We start from the raw sequence: 18055 nt of genomic DNA, 5'->3' as shown, positions 1-18055 counted from the left end.
TTCCCCTAAAGTTCTGCCATCAAAGAACAGTAGTTCTCTTATGCAAGGACCTAAAAATCTATCACAGCTCAAATAAAGACCTTAAGAATTCCTGCTAATAAAAGTGCTATGACATTTTATTAGCATTCATTTTTGCATACCTATAAATCTCCCATCCATAAATAATGTCGTCGTTGATTTCGAAGAGAAAAAATCAACACTCTGAAAATCTGCGCTGACATATTTCCAGCAGATAAAGGTTAAATTATCAGCGCTTTTAATGCGCAACCTCTTTGTCTTTGAGTGCTGCTGTGATTAATATAGGCGGCTGGTCGAAGAAAACAAGCGGCAGCACTACCAACAAAATCAATTAGTTAGCTACCAAGACATAAGTTACGAGATGAAGTCAGTTGAACTTTTTGCAGGAGGAGGCGGGCTAGCGATCGGCCTCAGCCGCTCAGGATTTAAACATATGAGCGTTATTGAACATAACAGGGACGCCTGCAATACCTTACGCTTGAATGAATGCACTGGTTATGGCTCGCGACTCTTTGAGGGAGATATCCGCGATTTCGACTACAACACCATTGATGATAGTATCGATTTAGTCTCAGGAGGGCCTCCGTGCCAGCCATTCTCTCTAGGAGGTAAGCATAAAGCGCATAACGACAACCGCGATATGTTTCCTGAAGCCGTGAGAGCGGTTAGAGAGCTGAGCCCAAAAGTATTTTTATTTGAGAACGTGAAGGGACTGTTACGAAGTAACTTCAAGGAGTATTTTGACTATATTCTACTTCAATTGCAGTATCCGTCATTTCCTTCTGAGAAGAATGAAGATTGGCACTCTCATAGGAATAGATTGGAAGCGATTAATAGCGCATCCCTACCCGAATATAAAATTACGTATCAGCTAGTAAACGCTGCTGACTATGGTGTTCCTCAGAAGCGAGAGCGCGTATTCATCATAGGGTTCAGGAATGATATTAATGTTACATGGTCTTTTCCGGAGCCTACCCATAGTCAAGATGCCTTGCTATGGAGTAAAATTGTTGACCAATCCTATTGGGAAAAACATAATATCCTTCCCCCTCCTAGAACAAAGTCTGAATACTCGCTGGCAATGCGCCTCCAAAAAAAATACAAAGGCTCAAAACCATCTTTGAAATCATGGCGCACGGTAAGAGATGCTATTAGTGATATTCCTGATCCTAGAGATACATTCGCATCTTGCAACTTAGACCATCACGAATTCAAAGATGGAGCAAAAAGTTATCCTGGCCATACAGGAAGCTATATCGATGAACCATCTAAGACATTAAAGGCTGGAGGACATGGCGTTCCTGGTGGAGAGAACATGATCCGTTATGAAGATGGTTCAGTTCGATATTTTACAGTTAGAGAAAGCGCAAGAATTCAAACTTTCCCTGACGACTTCATTTTCTCAGGAGCCTGGGGAGAGGTAATGAGGCAGTTAGGAAATGCTGTTCCTTCACAACTTGCCGAAACAATTGGAATCAGTATTTACAGAAGTATATTAAGTAGGTAAGGCGAGCCTTACCTACCAAAAAATAAATCTATCCTTTCAGCTTATCAGCCCATTTCCTTCCAGGATGCAGTCTATCCCACTCAGATCTTGCCTGTTCGTAACGACCGCTACCAGGATCATGGTTACCAAACCCGTCAATCTTAGTATTCCAGATCGGCTGATAGCGGTTTATCAGCGTCGACTCCACAACTGGAATAATGGCACTCATTTCGATTGGAATGATCATAAAATGACATTTGAAGTCTTTTATCTCTAAATTACTTGCCTGCTGAATACTTCTTACGTGCTCAGCAAGACGATTTTTTAGTTTAGGTTCTTCTCTGTTAGTTATTGCCCCAGTTCTAGCACCAGTGGGAACAGCTTTTCCGACATATATTGGATTTCCCCCCAAGCTCTTATAGCTTTGATGACCGCCACTATAATATAAAGCATACACTCCAGCCCCATTAAATGTGGAACCTAACGGCAATGTGTGTTTTGGTGTGGACTCTAAAAAACGAGTTGCTTCATTAGCTATCTGCATCAACTGATGCGATCGAAAAGTCTGCTGGGAGAGGTTTATACTCACTTCTATCATCCTTGATTTTTTGAAAAGTCAACGTGAATTTACAATAGGATAAAAGTTCACACAACGTTTTATAGTTCTATTCAAGGCTCAATCATGTGACGTACTAGACCTCACTCTTCACTTGGAGGCAGAGCCAATCAAAAATGGTCTCTCGCGAATGCCTCTGACCTTCAACCTGTTAATACATTTAATCGCTCATTTCCCGGACCAGGGTACGGACCAGCTCGCCGGCCGGCAAGGCGCGGGCCAAAGGCGCCCCCTGACCGGCCCACTGCACCGCAAAATCCTCACTTCCTGCGGCCTTGGCGGCCGCTACCAGGGCTTTACCGGCGTCATAGGCGATGGGGTAATCCGGCAGCGCTGGCGCTAAATCATCAAGCGGCTGGTAAAAGCGGTTGGGTAGGCCCCGGGCCGGGCGGCCGGAGATATTGCTGGTAATGGCGGTATGCAGGGCGCGCTCGCTTTTCATGGCGGCGCGGTAGGCGTCGTTGGCCGCCGATTCGGGGCAAAGAATAAAGGCGGTGCCCAGCTGCACCCCTTGCGCCCCGAGCGCCATGGCAGCGCGAATACCGGCGCCGTCCATAATGCCGCCAGCGGCCATAACCGGCACTTGGCAGGCCTGGGCCAGCTGCCTGACCAGCGCCAAAGTGCCGATCTCATCGTCCTCATTGGGGCTAAACACGCCCCGGTGGCCACCGGCCTCTACCCCTTGGGCAACGATGGCATCGATACCGGCCGCTTCAATCTGCTTGGCTTCTGCCAGGTTGGTGGCAGTGGCCAGCAAGGTGATACCGGCCTTTTTCAGGGCGTCGATGGCCCCTTGCGGCGGCAGGCCAAAGTGAAAGCTCACCACCGCCGGTTTTTCTTCCAGCAGCATGGCGAGCATCGCCTCGTCGCCTACAAAGCTTTGATAGATCTCGCCAATGGCCGTTGGCGCCTTGGCGCCCAATTCGGCAAAGAAGGGGGCGAGGTGCGCCAGCCAGGCCGCCTCACGCAGCGGGTCGGCCTGGGCCGGCTGGTGGCAAAAAAGATTGAGGTTAAAAGGCTTGTCGGTGAGTGCCCGCACCTCGGCGATTTGCGCCCTGGCCTGCTCGGCGGTACTGGCACCGGCACCAATACTGCCAAGGCCACCGGCGTTCGACACCGCCGCCGCCAGCCGGGCCGTAGACACCCCCACCATGGGCGCTTGGATAATGGGCACTGTCATACCGAGACGCGACAACAACTGAGATTTCATGGCACCTCCTGCTTGGCTTTCATGCCTGCCGGATAACCGGCAGGGCTTTTACCTTGCCATTTAATAGACGATCAGTCTAAATTAATTTCCATGGAAAATACGACCCAACCCAAACGCCGAGGCCGCCCGCCCCGCCAAGACCGCAGCCCCGAGCAAATCAAAGCCGACTTGCTCAGGGCCGGTATCGAAACCTATACCAGCCAGGGCTTTAGCGCCACCGGCCTTGACGCCATCTTGCGTTCGGTATCCGTGCCCAAAGGCTCCTTCTACCACTATTTTGCCAGCAAAGAAGCCTACGGCCTGGCGGTGCTACAAAGCTACGACGCCTTCTTTTGCCACCTGCTGGATAAGTGCCTGACCAACCCTGCCCGCCCGGCCCTTGCACGGCTCACCGACTTTGCCGAAGAGGCCAAGGCCGGCATGGCCAGATACCACTTTGAGCGCGGTTGCCTGGTGGGCAACCTTGGCCAGGAGGTCACCTTGTTGCCGGCACCTTTTCGTGAGCGCTTAGAAGCGGTGCTGACCGGCTGGCAGCGCCGCCTGGCCCAGTGCCTGGAACTTGCCAAAACAGAAGGCGCCTTGGCCCAAAGTGCCGACACCCAGGAGCTTGCCGCCTTTTTCTGGATAGGTTGGGAAGGCGCCGTGCTGCGCGCTCGTCTTAGCCGCTCAGCGGCCCCTCTGGACATCTTTATCAACGGCTTTATGGCCGGTCTGCCACAGTCACGGAGTTAACATGTTCAACGCATTGGTTGTCGAAAAAGACCAGCAAGGTTACCGCTGCAATCTGCAAAGCCTGGACGAAAGCGCCCTGCCCCAAGGGGACGTGCAGGTGGATATCAGCCACAGCACCCTCAACTACAAAGACGCCTTGGCCATTTGTGGCACCAGCCCGGTGGTGCGCCGTTTTCCCATGGTGCCGGGCATCGACTTTGCCGGTACCGTCAGCCACAGCCAGCACCCGGACTTCAAGACCGGCGACAAGGTGGTGCTGAACGGCTGGGGGGTTGGCGAGCAGCACTGGGGCGGGCTGTCCCAAAAGGCCTCGGTGAGTGGCGACTGGCTGGTGCCCCTGCCCGAGGCCTTTGATGGCCGCCAAGCCATGGCCATCGGCACCGCCGGCTACACCGCCATGCTTTGCATCCTGGCCCTTGAGCGCAACGGCCTGACCCCAAGTAAAGGCGAGGTGCTGGTGACCGGCGCCAACGGCGGTGTGGGCAGCGTTGCCATCGCCCTTTTGGCCAAGCTCGGTTATCAGGTTACCGCCGCCACCGGCCGCCCGGCACTGGCCGAAGGCTTAAAGGCCCTTGGCGCCAGCCACATCATCGACAGGCGCGAGCTGAGCGAGCCCGGCAAGCCGCTAGCCAAAGAGCGCTTTGCTGCGGTGGTAGACTCGGTGGGCAGCCACACCCTCGCCAACGCCTGCGCCGCGACCCAAAGCGACGGCCTGGTGGCGGCCTGTGGTCTTGCCCAAGGCATGGATCTGCCCGCCACTGTGGCGCCCTTTATCCTGCGCGGGGTGAGCCTTTTGGGTATCAACAGCGTCACCCGCCCCAAAGCCGAGCGCCTGGTTGCCTGGCAGCGGCTGGCAAGGGACTTAGACCCTGCAAAGCTTGCCGCCATCACCGAAGAAATCACGCTTGGCGAAGCGGTCAGCAAGGCTCAGGCCCTGCTCGATGGCAAGGTCTGTGGCCGGCTGGTGGTGGACGTAAACCGCTAAGCCGCATTTGCCACAGGTTGAGCCCAAGGCGGCCGTAACCGGTGGCAGAAGAGGTGCGGATTGAGCTGAGCTGGTGAGCCGTTAAAGGGCCTTAGGGCCCTTTTTTATGGCCCATGCCTGCGCACCTCGGCGGGGATCTCGGCCAGGCAAAAACGGGCGTCGGCCGGGGCCAGCTTCACTCCTTTGCAAAGGCCGAAGATGTTGTAGCGCTGTGGCGGGTCAACGCTGGCCCCGGCCGTTCTTGCCAGTTCGTCGGCCACCTGCCCCAGTCGCCACTCGCCAAGGTAGGGGCGGCCCAGCCAGGCCCTTAGCCGGGTCGGCGGCGCCGGGCAAAAATCGGCGGCAAAAAACATCTCGTTGGGCAGGGGAAAGTCCCCCTGGGGCCAGGGCCGCCAATGGCGGATGCCCTCGGGGCTCAGCAGCTCGCAGCCGGTAACCTCGGCCACCTTGTTATGGCGGATATGGCGATACTCATCCCAGCCCAAAGCGACAATACCCTGGTAGTCCAGGCAGCCCAATATCCAACGCTCAAGGCGGCGGCGCTCATAGATGATGGCCCCCTCCAGCTGTATCTGGCCGTAGAGCTGGACCTGGTTGTCGTACATGGCGTCCAGCAGCTGGGCCAGGGTCCAATGGCTGACCTCACCGATGCGGGCCAGGGGCAGATAGGCAGCGGCCATGCTCTTTCCTCTGTTCTCAACAGTGCCTAGAGTATCGATGACCAGGCCCACCAGGAAAAGCCCATGCCCCGTCAATGGATTAACGACGCCATCCACAAGATTGAAGCGGATTTTCAGCGCAGTGCCGACACCCACCTGTTGAAGCTGGATATCCCGGCTTTTACGTCCATCCAGCTCTATCTAAAGGACGAGTCCAGCCACCCCACCGGCAGCCTAAAGCACCGCCTGGCCCGCTCCCTGTTCCTTTATGGCCTGTGCAACGGCTGGATAACCCAAGGCAAAACCATCATAGAGGCGTCCAGCGGTTCAACGGCGGTGTCCGAGGCCTACTTCGCCCGGCTGCTGGGCCTGCCCTTTATCGCCGTCATCCCCAAGGGTACCTCCCAGGAGAAGATAGCCAAGATCGCCTTCTACGGCGGCCACTGCCACCTGGTGGACGACCCGGCCCAAATAGACGCCGAATCCCACCGCCTGGCCCGGGAAACCGGCGGCCATTTCATGGACCAGTTCACCTATGCCGAACGGGCCACCGACTGGCGCGGCAACAACAACATTGCCGAGACCCTGTTCGCCCAGTTGGCCCACGAGCCCCACCCCGAACCCCACTGGGTGGTGATGAGCGCCGGCACCGGCGGCACCTCCGCCACCCTTGGCCGCCATATCCGCTATGCCCGCATGAACACCCGCCTCTGTGTGGTGGACCCGGAGCATTCCGCCTTCTTCGACTACTACCACAGCCGCGATAAAGCCATTCGCACCAAGGGTTCCTGTGTCGAAGGCATAGGCCGGCCAAGGCCGGAGCCAAGCTTCCTGCCCGACATTATCGACGACATGCTCAAAGTGCCGGACGACGCCAGTTTTGCCGCCATGCTGCTCCTTGAAGAGCTGCTGGGGCGCAAGGTGGGGGGCAGCAGCGGCACCAACTTCTTCGGCGCCCTCACTAAGGTCAAGGCCATGCACCAGGCCGGCCAGGCCGGGTCGGTGGCCACCTTGATCTGCGATCAGGGGGAGCGCTACCTCAACACCTATTACGACCCGGCCTGGCGGGCCAGCAAGGGCATAGTGGTGGACAACTGGCTGCCCAGGCTGCGCCAGTTCTGGCAGCAAGGCACCGGCCTTTAGCAGGCCTTAAAAAGCCCGGCCAAGCCGGGCTTTTTTCAGGGCTTGGGGCTGCCCATCACTTCTTCGACCTTGTCCCCTTGGGGCAGGCCCATAACGGTGCGCACTGTGCCGTCGGCTTCCTGGTAGTAAATGGCCGGGGTGGCGTGGATACCCAGCTCGGTCATCATGTCGTTGTTGGCTTCCACCTGCTGGCGGGCCGCTTCAGTGATGCCCGAGGTATCCATGGCGTAACCGGGCTGGCGATAGCCATGCTGGTGGGCGTCCAGGGCCTTGGCAGGATCGGCGGCAGCCAGTACGGCGGCCGATTCATCCGGGCTTTCTTCGCGGATAATGCCCACCATCACATGGCGCAGCTGCACCTTGCCCGCCTCAACCCAGGGCCTGGCCTGCTGCCAGAAGCGGTGGCAATAGGGGCATTCGGGATCGGTAAAGACATAAATGATCCTCGGCGCCTTGGGGTTGCCGTCCACCACCCAGGCACTTTCGCCCAGGGTCTGCCAAGCCGCTTGATTGCGAGGGCCGTTTACCAGCTTGTCCAGGGGCGCCGAGGTGAGATCCTGGCCCTTGGCGTCCAGCAAGGTTCCCACCAGCACATGCTGGCCGTCGGCGGTCAGGTAAAGGGCCACCGGCTGGCCCTGGATCTGGCCGGCATAACCTTTAAGGCCAGCGGGGGCCTCGAAGCTGCCCACTATGGTCAGGCCCCTGGCCTCGACAGCGGCGATAGGGGCTGGCAGGGTGTCGGCGGCCAGGGCCGGCAGGACAGTCAGCAGGCCGGCAAGGGCCAGGGCGGAGCGGCGAAAAACCATGAGATCTCCAGACAGGGAATAAGTGACATTGGCCTAAGACCGGCACAATGCAGTATGGCTTGCAGCCTAACGCCTTCATCACCAAGAAAAAAGCCGCACTGAGTGCGGCTTTTCGCAATAGCCTTTAAAAGGCCAGGCTGGCGCTGAGGCTCACTACCCTTGGGCCACCCTGCACCAGGTAACCGTAACCGGAGTAGCCCCCCACCGACGCCCAATAGGCCTTGTCGGTCAGGTTCTCCACCCGGGCATAAAAGGTCACGTCGTGGTTGAGAATGGTGGTGCCGTATTTGGCCCCCAGGTCAAAGCGGGTCCAGCCGGCGACCTTGAGGCTGTTGTTGGCGTCGGCGTAACGGTCACCGGTGGCAATCATCTGGGCGTCCAGGCTCAGGCCGTATACCCAGGGCAGGTCCCATTGCAGGCCCAGGTTACCCTGCCACTTGGCGGTACCTATCACCCTGTTGCCGTCGGTAGCACCGTCTTTGGTGTCACGCTGCTCGGCGTCCAGGTAGGTCAGGCCACCCAGCAGTTTGACATCGCCGGTCAGCTCACCAAACCAGCTCAGCTCCACCCCTTGATGGCGGTCTTCGCCGTACTCACCGAAACGGCCCTCTGCGTCCACAAAAGCGGAGGGTTTGTCGGTAGTAAAGAGAGCCAGGGTTGCGCCCAGGTCGCCGCCGTCATACTTGACGCCTACTTCCTTTTGCTTGGACACGTAAGGGGACAACTGCTCGCCGACGTTGGCCGTTACCCCAAAGCCGGCGGTTTCCCCCTGGGCCAGGGACTCGATGTAGTTGGCGTAGAAGGAGACGGCGTCGCTGGCTTTGTAGACCAGGCCTACAGAGGGCGACAAACGGGACTTGTCGTAAGACGGCGACGGGGTACCGTCGTAGCCGAAGTTATCAATTTTCATCTGCTGGAAGCGGCCGCCCAGGGTCAGCAGCAGTTGGTCGTCCCACAGGGCCAGGCTGTCGGCGATGGCCAGGCTGTCCAGGCGCACCTTCTGGGTCAGGCCAGGGTTGTCCATATTGCCGCCGGCAAAGCCGTCCCGTACCGGTGCGGCCAGTTGCACCGGGCGGTAAAGGTTGGCACTCAGGCCGTTATAGGCGCTCCAGGCGTAGGCGTTGTCCGAGTCCAGGCCGTAATGGGACGCCGACAGTACCCAGTGGTGCTTGACCGAACCGGTCTGCAACTGGCCGCGCAGGCCAAGCTCGGCACTGACTACGGTGTCTTCACGGACGTTGTCGGCCCGGTAGCTGGTGCCCTCGCCGCTTTGCAGATCGTTGACGGTAATGTTGGCCAGGGAGTTGTCTTCTTCCGAGTAACGGGCGCCCACCGCCGCCCAGGCGGTGGTGGTGGCGCTGAGGTCATACTCGCCGCGCAGGGTGCCAAACCAGTCTTTCTCGTCGGAATAGGTCCAGTCCTGGGCATAGTTGTGATCGGTGCCGGGTACCGCCGGTACGCCGGTGATGCCCGTTCCCAGGGTCACGGCAGGGCGGCCAGCATCTAGGCGACGCTCCTGATAGGTGGCGTCGGCAGAGACCCTGGCACGGTCACCGCGCCAGTCGTAGCCCAGGGACAGCACGTCGCTTTGCACTTCTTCGTTATCCACCCCGGTTTCCCCGTCCCTGTGGGCCAGGTTGAGACGCAGGCCATGCTGGCCTTCGTCGCCGAAGCGGCGGCTGAGGTCGGCGGCGGCATAGGCCTGGCCTTCCTGGTTCAGACCCAGGGTGACGTCGGTTTTCTCGTCGTTGCTGGCGCGTTTGGGCAGCAGGTTGACCGAGCCACCGATACCGTTACCGCCAGGGGCCATGCCGTTCAAAAAGGCGCTGGCACCGCGCAGCACTTCCACCCGTTCGATAAGCTCGGACGACACAAACTGGCGCGGCAGCACACCGTACAGGCCGTTGTAGGCCATTTCGTCGGAAAAGAGCAGGAAGCCACGGATAAAGTAGCTTTCCTGGAAGTTGCCAAAGCCACGGGCGACCCGTACACCGGGGTCATGCTGAATGACATCGCCAATGCCCTGGGCCTGGATGTCCTTCATAAATTGGTTGGTATAGGCGGTGCCGCTAAAGGGGCTGTCCATGTAGTCGGTGGTGCCCAGTATCCCCGCCTTTTGGCCACGGGCCACCTGGCCACCGGCATAGGCGCCAATAAGGCCGTCGGCGGACGCATCAGCACTGGCGGTAACGGTGATCTTCTCCACGTCTTGGTCGCCATCCTTGGCCTTGTCGGCTGCCAGGGCCGCACCGGCCAGGCCCAATTGCACGGCCAGGGCCAGGGGCAGCAGTTTCAGGGATGTTGCTGGGGTTTGCTTTTTCACGGGAACAACTCGCACGCCTAAAGGTGAATGCGCATGATTATCATCTTAATAAGTTAAAGGTGCAAATGCCCCTGTCCCGTCAGCAGGGCCACCGACCTTGTTCAGGCCCTGGCTCCCAGACCCAGCCAGGGTTTTAGCCTGGCCAGGACGGCCGGGAACATCACCAGGTTGCCGGCCAGGATCAATGCCAACCCCAGCACACCCTTGGGGTGCCATTGGTAACCTTCAAAGAAGGTGGACAGCGCCAGCGCCACCAACGGGAACAGCAGGGTGCTGTAGGCTGCCCGGCTGGCCCCCACCCGCCCTACCAGCCGAAAGTAGGCCCAAAAACCCAGCACAGAACCAACCACCGCCAGATACAACAGGGCTCCCAGATAGGCTGGACGCGGGTCCAGGTTGAATGGCAGGCCCTGGGCCAGGGCCAAAGCTCCCATCAGCAGCGCTCCGTAGCTCATGGCGTAGCCGTTGGTGGACAACAGATCCAGGCCCAGGCGCTGGTGGCGGGCGCTGATCAGGTTGCCCAGGGAAAAACCGTAAGTCCCCAACAGGCAAAGGCCTATGCCTTTAAGCAGTTCGGGGCTCCATTGGGCCGCCCGCAGTTCTGGCCAAAACAGGCTGCAGATCCCCGCCATGCCCAACAGGGCCGCCGCCAGCAACCGGCCCTCCAGGGGCTGGCGAAAGAAGAGGACACCGTTGGCGGCGTTGTACAGCACGGCCATGGAGAAGAGCACCGCTTCCATACCGGTGCTCAGATAGGCGGCGGCATGGTAGAAGCAGTAGAAATTAAAACCGAACACGCAAAAACCCTGGGCCAGGCACCACAGATGGTCCCGGGCGGCCAGGGCCTTGAGACGGCCGCTCAAGGCCAGCCCAAGCATCATCAGGCCGGCGGCCAACGCAAAGCGGTAAAAGATGGACACCGTCGGCGCCACAGGCCCCTGTTGCAGGCCTATGGCGAGCCAGGTGGTCCCCCAGATAAGAACAACGGCAAGATACAGCAGGGTATTCATGGGGCCACTCCAACACCAAAGGGAGCATAAGCTTGCCCCAAGGTGGCTGGGCCCGCTGCCAGAGCCTTGCGGCCACTTGCAGATTCTTGCGCATTTGTTGGGCGCCTCCCTGGCCCCGGGGCCAGGGCACCAGTAGACTGGCCAGACCTTCGTTTTTTATTGCGGCCACCATGGGATACCAGGCGTTCGACCTTCTTCAACAGCAGCGTGCCACCCTGCACGACAGCCTGGTGCTGGACTCAGGGGTGCAGCTGGCCGCCTGGTCCAACCGCCACAATCTGATCACCCAGCAGCCGGACCACCACACCCTCAGCCTCTATGTGGCGGACGGTCTGGAGTGTTATTACAAAGGCCGGGAGGGCTGGCGGAACGGTGGCGGCCCGGACCGTTTCTGCCTGATGCCCAAGGACAGCGAGTCGACCTGGGATGTCAGGGGAGAGTTGAGCTTTGTGCACCTCTACTGCACCCATCAGCACCTGCTGGCCCTGGCCGAGCGCACCTGGGACAAGAGCCCGGCACGCATCGATCTGGCGCCGCAGATCTTCGGCGACGATCCCCAGATCACCCTGCTCTACCGCCAGTTCCTGCTGGCTCAGCAATGGCAGGACCCAGCCAACCGTCTGGCCCTGTCCAGTGCCAGCACCCTGCTGCTGACCCACCTGCTGCGCCGTTACAGCCAGCTGCAATGGCAGTTGCCAAGGGTCAAGGGCGGCCTGGCCCCCGTGGTGCTGAGCCGGGTCAAAGCCTATATGGAGCAGCACCTGGACCAGCCCATAAAACTGCAAGATCTGGCCGGGGAAGCGGGCCTTAGCGAGTATCACTTTGCCCGCATGTTCAAGCAGAGCACAGGCCAGGCCCCCCACCAGTACCTGATGGCAAGGCGACTGGCCCGGGCCCAGCAACTGCTGCGCCACAGCGAGCAGCCCCTGGTCGACATCGCCCTGGCTTGCGGCTTCAGCTCCGCCAGCCACTTTTCCAACCGTTTCAAGGCCGCCACAGGCCTGGCTCCTTCGGCCCTGCGCCGCCAGCCCGGTTAATCGTTACCCTCAGGGTAATGATTGCACGCAAAGGTTCATTGATAGGTCTGCAACCTCACCATAACGTTGACGTAAACGCTATGACGAGGAACCGCCATGCAGGCCGATACCCAACGCAACTGGTGCAGCCGCCGCCAGGACAAAGCCCGGCGCATAAGCCAGCTTGAATCGCTCGCCACCGGTAAGGAAATTCCCACCGCCCGCATTGTCGAGGCCCTGGAATTGCTGCTCGAACCGGGCGACAAGGTGGTGCTGGAAGGCAACAACCAGAAGCAGGCCGATTTTCTCTCCCGCTCCCTAGGCCAGGTGGACAACAGCAAAATCCACGACCTGCACATGGTGATGCCAAGCGTCGGCCGCCCCGAGCACCTGGATTTGTTTGAAAACGGCGTGGCCCGCAAACTGGACTTTTCCTTCTCCGGCCCCCAGAGCCTGCGCATCGGCCAGCTGATGGAAGACGGCCTCTTGGAAGTGGGCGCCATCCACACCTATATCGAGCTCTATGCCCGGCTCTTTGTGGACCTCACCCCGAGGATGGCGCTGCTGGCAGGCTTTAAGGCCGACCGGGCCGGCAATATCTACACCGGGCCTTCTACCGAAGACACCCCGGCGCTGGTGGAAGCCGCCGCCTTTAAAGACGGCATCGTTATCTTCCAGGTTAATGAAATCGTTGACGATGTAAGCGACCTGCCAAGGGTGGACATCCCCGCCAGCTGGGTCGATTTTATCGTGCTGGCCGACAAGCCCTTTTATATCGAGCCGCTCTTTACCCGCGACCCGCGCCTTATTACCGACGTGCACGTGCTGATGGCGATGATGGCCCTAAAAGGCATCTACGCCCGCCATCAGGTGCAATCGTTGAACCACGGCATCGGCTTTAACACCGCCGCCATCGAGCTGTTGCTGCCCACCTACGGCGAAGAGCTGGGCCTCAAAGGCAAAATTTGCCGCAACTGGACCCTAAACCCCCACCCAACCCTCATTCCCGCCATCGAAAGCGGCTGGGTGGAAAGCGTGCACTGCTTCGGCACTGAGCTGGGCATGGAAGACTACGTGGCCGCCCGCCCCGACATCTTCTTTACCGGCAGCGACGGCTCCTTGCGCTCCAACCGCGCCTTTTGCCAGTTGGCTGGCCAATACGCGGTGGACATGTTTATCGGCGCCACCTTGCAGGTGGACGGCGACGGCAACTCCTCCACCGTGACCCGGGGCCGGGTTGCAGGCTTTGGCGGCGCCCCCAACATGGGCCACGACCCAGGCGGCCGCCGCCACGCCAGCCCGGCGTGGCTGGATATGCGCACCGACACCAATCCCCTGACCAAAGGCAAAAAGCTGGTGGTGCAGATGGTGGAGACCTTCCAGGACGCCAACAAACCCACCCTGGTGGCCGAGCTGGACGCCATCGCCATGGCCAGCGATTACCAGATGCCCCTGGCGCCGGTGATGATCTACGCCAGCGACGTAACCCACGTGCTCACCGAAGAAGGCATTGCCTACCTGTATCTGGCCAAATCCCCCGAGGAGCGCCGGGCCATGGTGGCGGCGGTGGCGGGCATTACCGCCATTGGCCTTGCCCGCGACCCGGTCGAGACCGCCCGCCTTCGCGCCGAAGGGCTGGTGGCCTACCCGGAAGACTTGGGCATCAAACGCTCGGAGGCCACCCGCGACAAGCTGGCCGCTAAGAGCATCAGCGAGCTGCAGGCCTGGTCCGGCGGCCTCTATCAGCCCCCTGCCAAATTTCGGAGCTGGTGATGAAAGCCCTCGCCCTCACCCCTTCGGCGCACAAAGCGGCCTTGGCCCGCTGGGCCTTGCTGGCCGAGGCCGAACTCACCCCCAAACCGGCGCTGGTGGACAGGCGCTCAAGCGGCGCCCATGGCGATATGGACTTGGCGCTGATGCGCCGCTCCGCCGCCGCCCTTGAGCCCTGGTTTGAAAAAATGGCGGCGCTAACCGGCCCCCGCAACGGAGATTTTCGCGCCGCCCTTGGCCTTTTGGGCCGTGAGGCCGAAAGCGCCATGCTTGCCGCCACCGGCGGCATCAATACCCACAAGGGCGCCATCTGGGCCTTGGGGTTGCTGCTGGCCGCGCCTGACGCTCCCCAGGCAGAAGCGCTGCTGGCAAGCGCCGGGACCCTTGCCCAACTGGCAGACCCGTTCTCCCCGGCCCTGCCCCCAAGCCACGGCGAGCAGGCCATGGCCCGCTATAAGCTTGGCGGCGCCCGGGCACAGGCCCAGGCCGGTTTCCCGCAAATTCGTGACCAGGGCCTGCCGGCCCTTCGCCAAAGCCGCGCGCGTGGCGACAGCGAACAGACCGCTCGCCTTAACAGCCTTTTGGCCATCATGACCGCCCTTAGCGACACCTGCGTGCTGCACCGCGCCGGGCTCAAGGGCCTTGATGCCATGCAGCAAGGCGCCCAGGCCGTGCTGGACGCCGGCGGCGCCGGCACCCTCGCTGGCAGGCGTGCCCTCAAGCGGCTGGACGCCACCCTTTTAGCCCTAAATGCCTCGGCCGGGGGCGCTGCCGATCTGCTGGCCGCCACCTTGCTGACCGACAAGCTTTGCCCAGAACAGGAGGGGTAATGGAAACCTTCGCACTGACCCAAGACGCCACCAACCAGCCCCTGGGCCGGGCCCTGGTGGGCTGCGTTGCCTCAGGGGACCTGGAAGTGATGATTGAGCCGGCCACCGATGCCAAGGCGCACATTCACATCACCAGCAACAGCGCCAACCCCGGCCGCTGGCAGCAAATAGTGAGCGCCATCACCCAAAGCCAGCCGCTGCCGGCCATGCGCATGGACATTCACGACTTTGCCGCCACCCCGGGGGTGATTCGCCTGCGCATCGAACAAGCCCTGGAACTGGCCAAAGAGGAGGCTAACCATGTCGCATAACTTTGCCGACGCCAGCGCCCGCCAGCGGGCCAAATTGCTGCTCGATGACGGCAGCTTTCGTGAACTCCTCGGCCCCTTTGACCGCCTCACATCACCCTGGCTTGAGCGCCAGGGCATAGTGCCGCAGTTTGACGACGGCGTAGTGATCGCCAAAGGCCGCATCGACGGCCAAAGCGCCGTGGTAGCGGCCATCGAAGGGGGCTTTCAGGGCGGCAGCCTTGGCGAAGTCGCCGGCGCTAAAATCGCCGGCGCCCTGGAACTGGCCCTGGAAGACAACCAAAAGGGCATCCCCACCGCTGCCGTGCTGGTGCTGGAAACCGGCGGCGTGCGCCTGCAAGAGGCCAACCTGGGCCTGGCCGCCATCGCCGAAATTCAATCGGCCATTGTTGCCCTTCGCGCCCACCAGCCGGTTATCGGCATTATCACCGGGCCCGTGGGCTGCTTTGGCGGCATGTCCATCGCCGCCGGCCTTTGCAGCTACCTCATCATGACCCGCGAAGGGCGCCTGGGTCTTAACGGCCCGCTGGTTATCGAGCAAGAAGCGGGCATTGGCGAATACAACGCCGCCGACCGCCCCTTTATCTGGAGCCTTTCTGGCGGCGAGCAGCGCCTGGCCGGCGGCCTGGTGGACGCCTGCACCGGCGAGAGCACAGGCAGCGTTGCCAGCGCCCTGCGTTACTACCTGAAAAAGGGCCTGCCCAAGGTGCAGCGCAGCGACGCCTTTGACCGTTTCCTGCCGGCCCTTTTGGAACTCGACAACAGCCAGCAGCTGGACGCCGCCGGCGCCCGGGCCATTTTAAAAGGAGTGCAAGCATGAGCCGTGGCCAACACTGGTTTGACGCCCTGACCCAGAACATGCAGCAAAAGCCTAGCCCCGTGCCCTCGGTGTGCGTTGCCGACGGCGAGCTGGCCGGCCGCCCCTGCCGGGTCATTCTGGTGCGCCCCGATGCCGCCAACCCCTTCCCCCGCGCCCGCAGCGGCGAAGTGGGGCTGCTGGAAGGCTGGGCGCTTGCCAAGGTGGTGCAAGAAGCCACCGGCGATAAGCGCACCCTGCTGGCCATTGTCGATGTGCCCAGCCAAGCTTATGGCCGCCGCGAAGAGGCTCTGGGTATTCATCAGGCCCTGGCCGCCGCTGCCGGCGCCTACGCCAAGGCCCGCCAGGCCGGGCACCCGGTGCTGGCGCTGTTGGTAGGCAAGGCCATGTCCGGCGCCTTTTTGGCCCACGGCTACCAGGCCAACGCCATCCTGGCCCTGGACGATGCCGGCGTCATGGTGCACGCCATGGGTAAGGCCGCTGCGGCCAGGGTCACCCAGCGCAGCGAAGAAGACTTGGACCGCCTGGCCGCCAGCATCCCGCCCATGGCCTACGACCTTAAAAACTACGCCTCTTTGGGGCTGCTGAGCGGCCGCATTGAGGTGTCAAGCGCCGAGGCCCCCACCGGCAGCGACCTTGAAAAGGTCAACGCGGCCCTTGCCGCTGCCCAGCAGCAAGCCCTTGGCAGCACCAGCCTTGCCCACCGCCTGGACGGCGAAAACCGCCAGGCCTCCAAGAAAGTGCGCCAGCTGCTGCGCCAGCAATGGGCGCTGGAGTCATGAACTGGCAACCCCACGACTTGTTGTGGGTGAAAGCCGGCAGCCTGTTGGCGCCGGCCGGGGAGCAGCTCGCGCCCTGGGCGGCGGCGCTTACCGGCCCGGTGGTGGTGCGCCGGGCACCCAGCAGCGCCACCCTGGTGCCGGTGGGGCTTCGCGGCAGCAATAAGGCCGAACGCCAGGGCGCCTTTGTACCCAAGGCCGCAGTAGAAAAGGCCCTGACGCCCTTTGATCTGGTGCGCCATAAAAGCTGGTTCGGCCACCGCCTTCGCGGCCAGCACCCGGTGCTGGTTACCCTGGACCGGATAGCGGGGCTCCTTGGCGATTATCAGTGGGGCATCACCGGCAGCCTGGGGTATGAACTGGCAAGCGGCATCCGCCAGCTGACCGGCAGCTCAGACCTCGACCTGCTGCTGCGCTGCCAGGGGCCTTTGGCAAGAAGCGAGGCCAAGGCGCTTTGGCAGGCGCTAAACCTTGGCCCTTGCCAGCTCGACGTGCAGCTGGCGCTGCCGGGGGGCGCCGTGGCCCTGGCCGAATGGGCCGGCCCCAGCACCAAGGTCCTTTTAAAAACCGACCAGGGGCCGCTGTTGACCGGCCAGCCCTGGCAGGAGCAAGTGGCATGAGCGCCGTATTTACCTGCCCAGGCCAGGGGGCCCAGCGCCCCGGCATGCTGCAAAAGCTGCCGGCGCACCCCGCCGCCCAAGCCGTCGCTGCCAGCGCCGAGGCGGTGCTGGGCCAGGCCCTTACCACCCTCGACAGCGACAACGCTCTTGGCCACAGCCGCAACGTGCAATTATCGCTCTTGATAAGTAGCGTTGCCTGGGGCCGCTACCTGCTGAGCGAAGGCTGCAAGCCGCGCTTTGTGCTGGGGCTTTCCATCGGCGCCTTCCCGGCGGCGGTGCTGGCCGAAAGCCTGACCTTTGAAGACGCTTTGCAACTGGTGGCCCTGCGCGGGGACCTGATGCAAAACGCCTTTCCCAGCAGCTTTGGCATGATGGCGGTAACGGGCCTGGACCGTTACCAGGTGCAGGCACTGCTGGAGAGAAACGGCTCGGGGGAGTCGTATCTGGCCAATATCAATGCCGACAACCAGTGCGTGCTCTCAGGCTCCTGGGCCGGGCTGGACGCCCTTAAGCCGTCTATTGCCAAGGCCGGCGGCCATTGCCAGGCCCTTAGCGTCACGGTGCCGTCCCACTGCCCGCTGCTGGATGAGCAGGCCCTGGTACTGAAATCCGCCCTGGATAAGGTGGCCATGCAGGCGCCCCGTATCGGTTATGTCAGCGCCAGCAAGGCACGGCTGCTGCGGGACAAAGACGCTATCCGGGACGATTTGGCCATGAACATGGCGCGGCAGGTGCACTGGCTCGATGCCAGCCGCCTGCTGGCCGAACGCGGCGTCAGCGCCGCCATAGAACTGCCCCCCAGCGGCACCCTCACCGGCTTGTTCCGGCGAGTGTTGCCGCAGGGGCACTGCGTCGGGGCAGACAGCACCCGGCTCGATAGCCTTCAGCTTTTATGCAGCGGCTGAGGGTGGCAGCACCGAAGTGAGT

The 18055-nt window shown here is 61.1% G+C and carries 18 protein-coding genes; 12 read left to right on the top strand and 6 right to left on the bottom strand.

Annotated elements, in window-relative coordinates:
- The first annotated feature begins 379 nt into the window (after nt 1-379).
- Nucleotides 380-1525 (top strand): DNA cytosine methyltransferase, encoded by a 1146-nt coding sequence (locus tag B3C1_RS19825; protein WP_008485097.1) that lies wholly within the window; start codon nt 380-382, stop codon nt 1523-1525.
- 28 nt (nt 1526-1553) lie between these two features.
- Here the strand turns inward: B3C1_RS19825 and B3C1_RS19820 are convergent, their stop codons facing one another.
- Together B3C1_RS19820 and B3C1_RS11985 are read right to left on the bottom strand one after the other, a co-directional pair.
- A complete protein-coding gene (locus B3C1_RS19820; protein WP_192813375.1) occupies nt 1554-2093 on the bottom strand; it encodes an Eco29kI family restriction endonuclease in 540 nt (179 codons plus the stop codon).
- 187 nt (nt 2094-2280) lie between these two features.
- Nucleotides 2281-3330 carry an NAD(P)H-dependent flavin oxidoreductase gene (locus B3C1_RS11985; protein WP_008485096.1) on the bottom strand — a complete coding sequence of 350 codons (1050 nt, stop codon included), beginning with the start codon at nt 3328-3330 and terminating at the stop codon, nt 2281-2283.
- A 90-nt stretch (nt 3331-3420) separates the two neighbouring features.
- Here B3C1_RS11985 and acuR point away from each other — a divergent pair, with 90 nt between their 5' ends.
- Nucleotides 3421-4062, top strand: coding sequence for an acrylate utilization transcriptional regulator AcuR (acuR, locus tag B3C1_RS11980; RefSeq protein WP_008485095.1), 642 nt, complete (start codon nt 3421-3423; stop codon nt 4060-4062).
- A 1-nt stretch (nt 4063) separates the two neighbouring features.
- Entirely contained in the window at nt 4064-5047 is a 984-nt protein-coding gene (acuI, locus tag B3C1_RS11975; RefSeq protein WP_008485094.1) for an acrylyl-CoA reductase (NADPH), read from the top strand.
- A gap of 104 nt (nt 5048-5151) precedes the next feature.
- On the opposite strand, the gene B3C1_RS11970 is transcribed toward acuI, so the two are convergent.
- On the bottom strand, nt 5152-5727 hold the full coding sequence (locus B3C1_RS11970) for a hypothetical protein (protein WP_008485093.1): 576 nt from the start codon (nt 5725-5727) through the stop codon (nt 5152-5154).
- Between the two features lie 63 nt (nt 5728-5790).
- Here B3C1_RS11970 and B3C1_RS11965 point away from each other — a divergent pair, with 63 nt between their 5' ends.
- Nucleotides 5791-6849: a PLP-dependent cysteine synthase family protein gene (locus B3C1_RS11965; protein ID WP_008485092.1), complete on the top strand. Its 1059-nt coding sequence runs from the start codon at nt 5791-5793 to the stop codon at nt 6847-6849.
- Nucleotides 6850-6884: 35 nt separating this feature from the next.
- Here B3C1_RS11965 and dsbG read toward each other — a convergent pair whose 3' ends face one another.
- The 3 genes from dsbG to B3C1_RS11950 form a co-directional block, all read right to left on the bottom strand.
- The gene (gene dsbG, locus B3C1_RS11960; RefSeq protein ID WP_008485090.1) at nt 6885-7655 is read right to left on the bottom strand and encodes a thiol:disulfide interchange protein DsbG; all 771 of its coding nucleotides are present in this window, start codon (nt 7653-7655) and stop codon (nt 6885-6887) included.
- A 124-nt stretch (nt 7656-7779) separates the two neighbouring features.
- Nucleotides 7780-9978 carry a TonB-dependent receptor gene (locus tag B3C1_RS11955; protein WP_008485089.1) on the bottom strand — a complete coding sequence of 733 codons (2199 nt, stop codon included), beginning with the start codon at nt 9976-9978 and terminating at the stop codon, nt 7780-7782.
- A 101-nt stretch (nt 9979-10079) separates the two neighbouring features.
- A complete protein-coding gene (locus B3C1_RS11950) occupies nt 10080-10988 on the bottom strand; it encodes a DMT family transporter (protein ID WP_008485088.1) in 909 nt (302 codons plus the stop codon).
- Between the two features lie 170 nt (nt 10989-11158).
- On the opposite strand from B3C1_RS11950, the gene B3C1_RS11945 reads away from it, so the two are divergent.
- From B3C1_RS11945 to mdcH, 8 genes are all read left to right on the top strand, one after another.
- The gene (locus B3C1_RS11945) at nt 11159-12025 is read left to right on the top strand and encodes an AraC family transcriptional regulator (protein ID WP_035482019.1); all 867 of its coding nucleotides are present in this window, start codon (nt 11159-11161) and stop codon (nt 12023-12025) included.
- Nucleotides 12026-12121: 96 nt separating this feature from the next.
- The gene (mdcA, locus tag B3C1_RS11940; protein WP_008485086.1) at nt 12122-13777 is read left to right on the top strand and encodes a malonate decarboxylase subunit alpha; all 1656 of its coding nucleotides are present in this window, start codon (nt 12122-12124) and stop codon (nt 13775-13777) included.
- Nucleotides 13777-14604: a triphosphoribosyl-dephospho-CoA synthase gene (locus B3C1_RS11935; protein ID WP_008485085.1), complete on the top strand. Its 828-nt coding sequence runs from the start codon at nt 13777-13779 to the stop codon at nt 14602-14604. Before mdcA ends, B3C1_RS11935 begins: the two co-directional genes overlap by 1 nt.
- A complete protein-coding gene (gene mdcC / locus B3C1_RS11930) occupies nt 14604-14915 on the top strand; it encodes a malonate decarboxylase acyl carrier protein (protein ID WP_008485083.1) in 312 nt (103 codons plus the stop codon). The genes B3C1_RS11935 and mdcC overlap by 1 nt, the downstream gene beginning before the upstream one ends.
- Nucleotides 14905-15732: a biotin-independent malonate decarboxylase subunit beta gene (locus B3C1_RS11925; RefSeq protein WP_008485081.1), complete on the top strand. Its 828-nt coding sequence runs from the start codon at nt 14905-14907 to the stop codon at nt 15730-15732. The genes mdcC and B3C1_RS11925 overlap by 11 nt, the downstream gene beginning before the upstream one ends.
- Nucleotides 15729-16511: a biotin-independent malonate decarboxylase subunit gamma gene (mdcE, locus tag B3C1_RS11920; RefSeq protein WP_008485079.1), complete on the top strand. Its 783-nt coding sequence runs from the start codon at nt 15729-15731 to the stop codon at nt 16509-16511. The genes B3C1_RS11925 and mdcE overlap by 4 nt, the downstream gene beginning before the upstream one ends.
- The gene (locus B3C1_RS11915) at nt 16508-17128 is read left to right on the top strand and encodes a malonate decarboxylase holo-ACP synthase (RefSeq protein WP_008485078.1); all 621 of its coding nucleotides are present in this window, start codon (nt 16508-16510) and stop codon (nt 17126-17128) included. The genes mdcE and B3C1_RS11915 overlap by 4 nt, the downstream gene beginning before the upstream one ends.
- A complete protein-coding gene (mdcH, locus tag B3C1_RS11910; protein ID WP_008485077.1) occupies nt 17125-18033 on the top strand; it encodes a malonate decarboxylase subunit epsilon in 909 nt (302 codons plus the stop codon). The genes B3C1_RS11915 and mdcH overlap by 4 nt, the downstream gene beginning before the upstream one ends.
- Nucleotides 18034-18055 lie beyond the last annotated feature (22 nt).

The organism is Gallaecimonas xiamenensis 3-C-1, from assembly GCF_000299915.1.
In the GTDB taxonomy this organism is placed as follows: domain Bacteria; phylum Pseudomonadota; class Gammaproteobacteria; order Enterobacterales; family Gallaecimonadaceae; genus Gallaecimonas; species Gallaecimonas xiamenensis.
This window is presented reverse-complemented; position numbering and strand designations above follow the sequence as displayed.

Bases quoted from the DNA above. Each gene is read 5' to 3' on its own strand.
- B3C1_RS19825 (WP_008485097.1), top strand. From the start codon at position 380: ATGAAGTCAGTTGAACTTTTTGCAGGAGGAGGCGGGCTAGCGATCGGC.
- B3C1_RS11985 (WP_008485096.1), bottom strand. From the start codon at position 3,330: ATGAAATCTCAGTTGTTGTCGCGTCTCGGTATGACAGTGCCCATTATC.
- acuR (WP_008485095.1), top strand. From the start codon at position 3,421: ATGGAAAATACGACCCAACCCAAACGCCGAGGCCGCCCGCCCCGCCAA.
- acuI (WP_008485094.1), top strand. From the start codon at position 4,064: ATGTTCAACGCATTGGTTGTCGAAAAAGACCAGCAAGGTTACCGCTGC.
- B3C1_RS11970 (WP_008485093.1), bottom strand. From the start codon at position 5,727: ATGGCCGCTGCCTATCTGCCCCTGGCCCGCATCGGTGAGGTCAGCCAT.
- B3C1_RS11965 (WP_008485092.1), top strand. From the start codon at position 5,791: ATGCCCCGTCAATGGATTAACGACGCCATCCACAAGATTGAAGCGGAT.
- dsbG (WP_008485090.1), bottom strand. From the start codon at position 7,655: ATGGTTTTTCGCCGCTCCGCCCTGGCCCTTGCCGGCCTGCTGACTGTC.
- B3C1_RS11950 (WP_008485088.1), bottom strand. From the start codon at position 10,988: ATGAATACCCTGCTGTATCTTGCCGTTGTTCTTATCTGGGGGACCACC.
- B3C1_RS11945 (WP_035482019.1), top strand. From the start codon at position 11,159: ATGGGATACCAGGCGTTCGACCTTCTTCAACAGCAGCGTGCCACCCTG.
- mdcA (WP_008485086.1), top strand. From the start codon at position 12,122: ATGCAGGCCGATACCCAACGCAACTGGTGCAGCCGCCGCCAGGACAAA.
- B3C1_RS11935 (WP_008485085.1), top strand. From the start codon at position 13,777: ATGAAAGCCCTCGCCCTCACCCCTTCGGCGCACAAAGCGGCCTTGGCC.
- mdcC (WP_008485083.1), top strand. From the start codon at position 14,604: ATGGAAACCTTCGCACTGACCCAAGACGCCACCAACCAGCCCCTGGGC.
- B3C1_RS11925 (WP_008485081.1), top strand. From the start codon at position 14,905: ATGTCGCATAACTTTGCCGACGCCAGCGCCCGCCAGCGGGCCAAATTG.
- mdcE (WP_008485079.1), top strand. From the start codon at position 15,729: ATGAGCCGTGGCCAACACTGGTTTGACGCCCTGACCCAGAACATGCAG.
- B3C1_RS11915 (WP_008485078.1), top strand. From the start codon at position 16,508: ATGAACTGGCAACCCCACGACTTGTTGTGGGTGAAAGCCGGCAGCCTG.
- mdcH (WP_008485077.1), top strand. From the start codon at position 17,125: ATGAGCGCCGTATTTACCTGCCCAGGCCAGGGGGCCCAGCGCCCCGGC.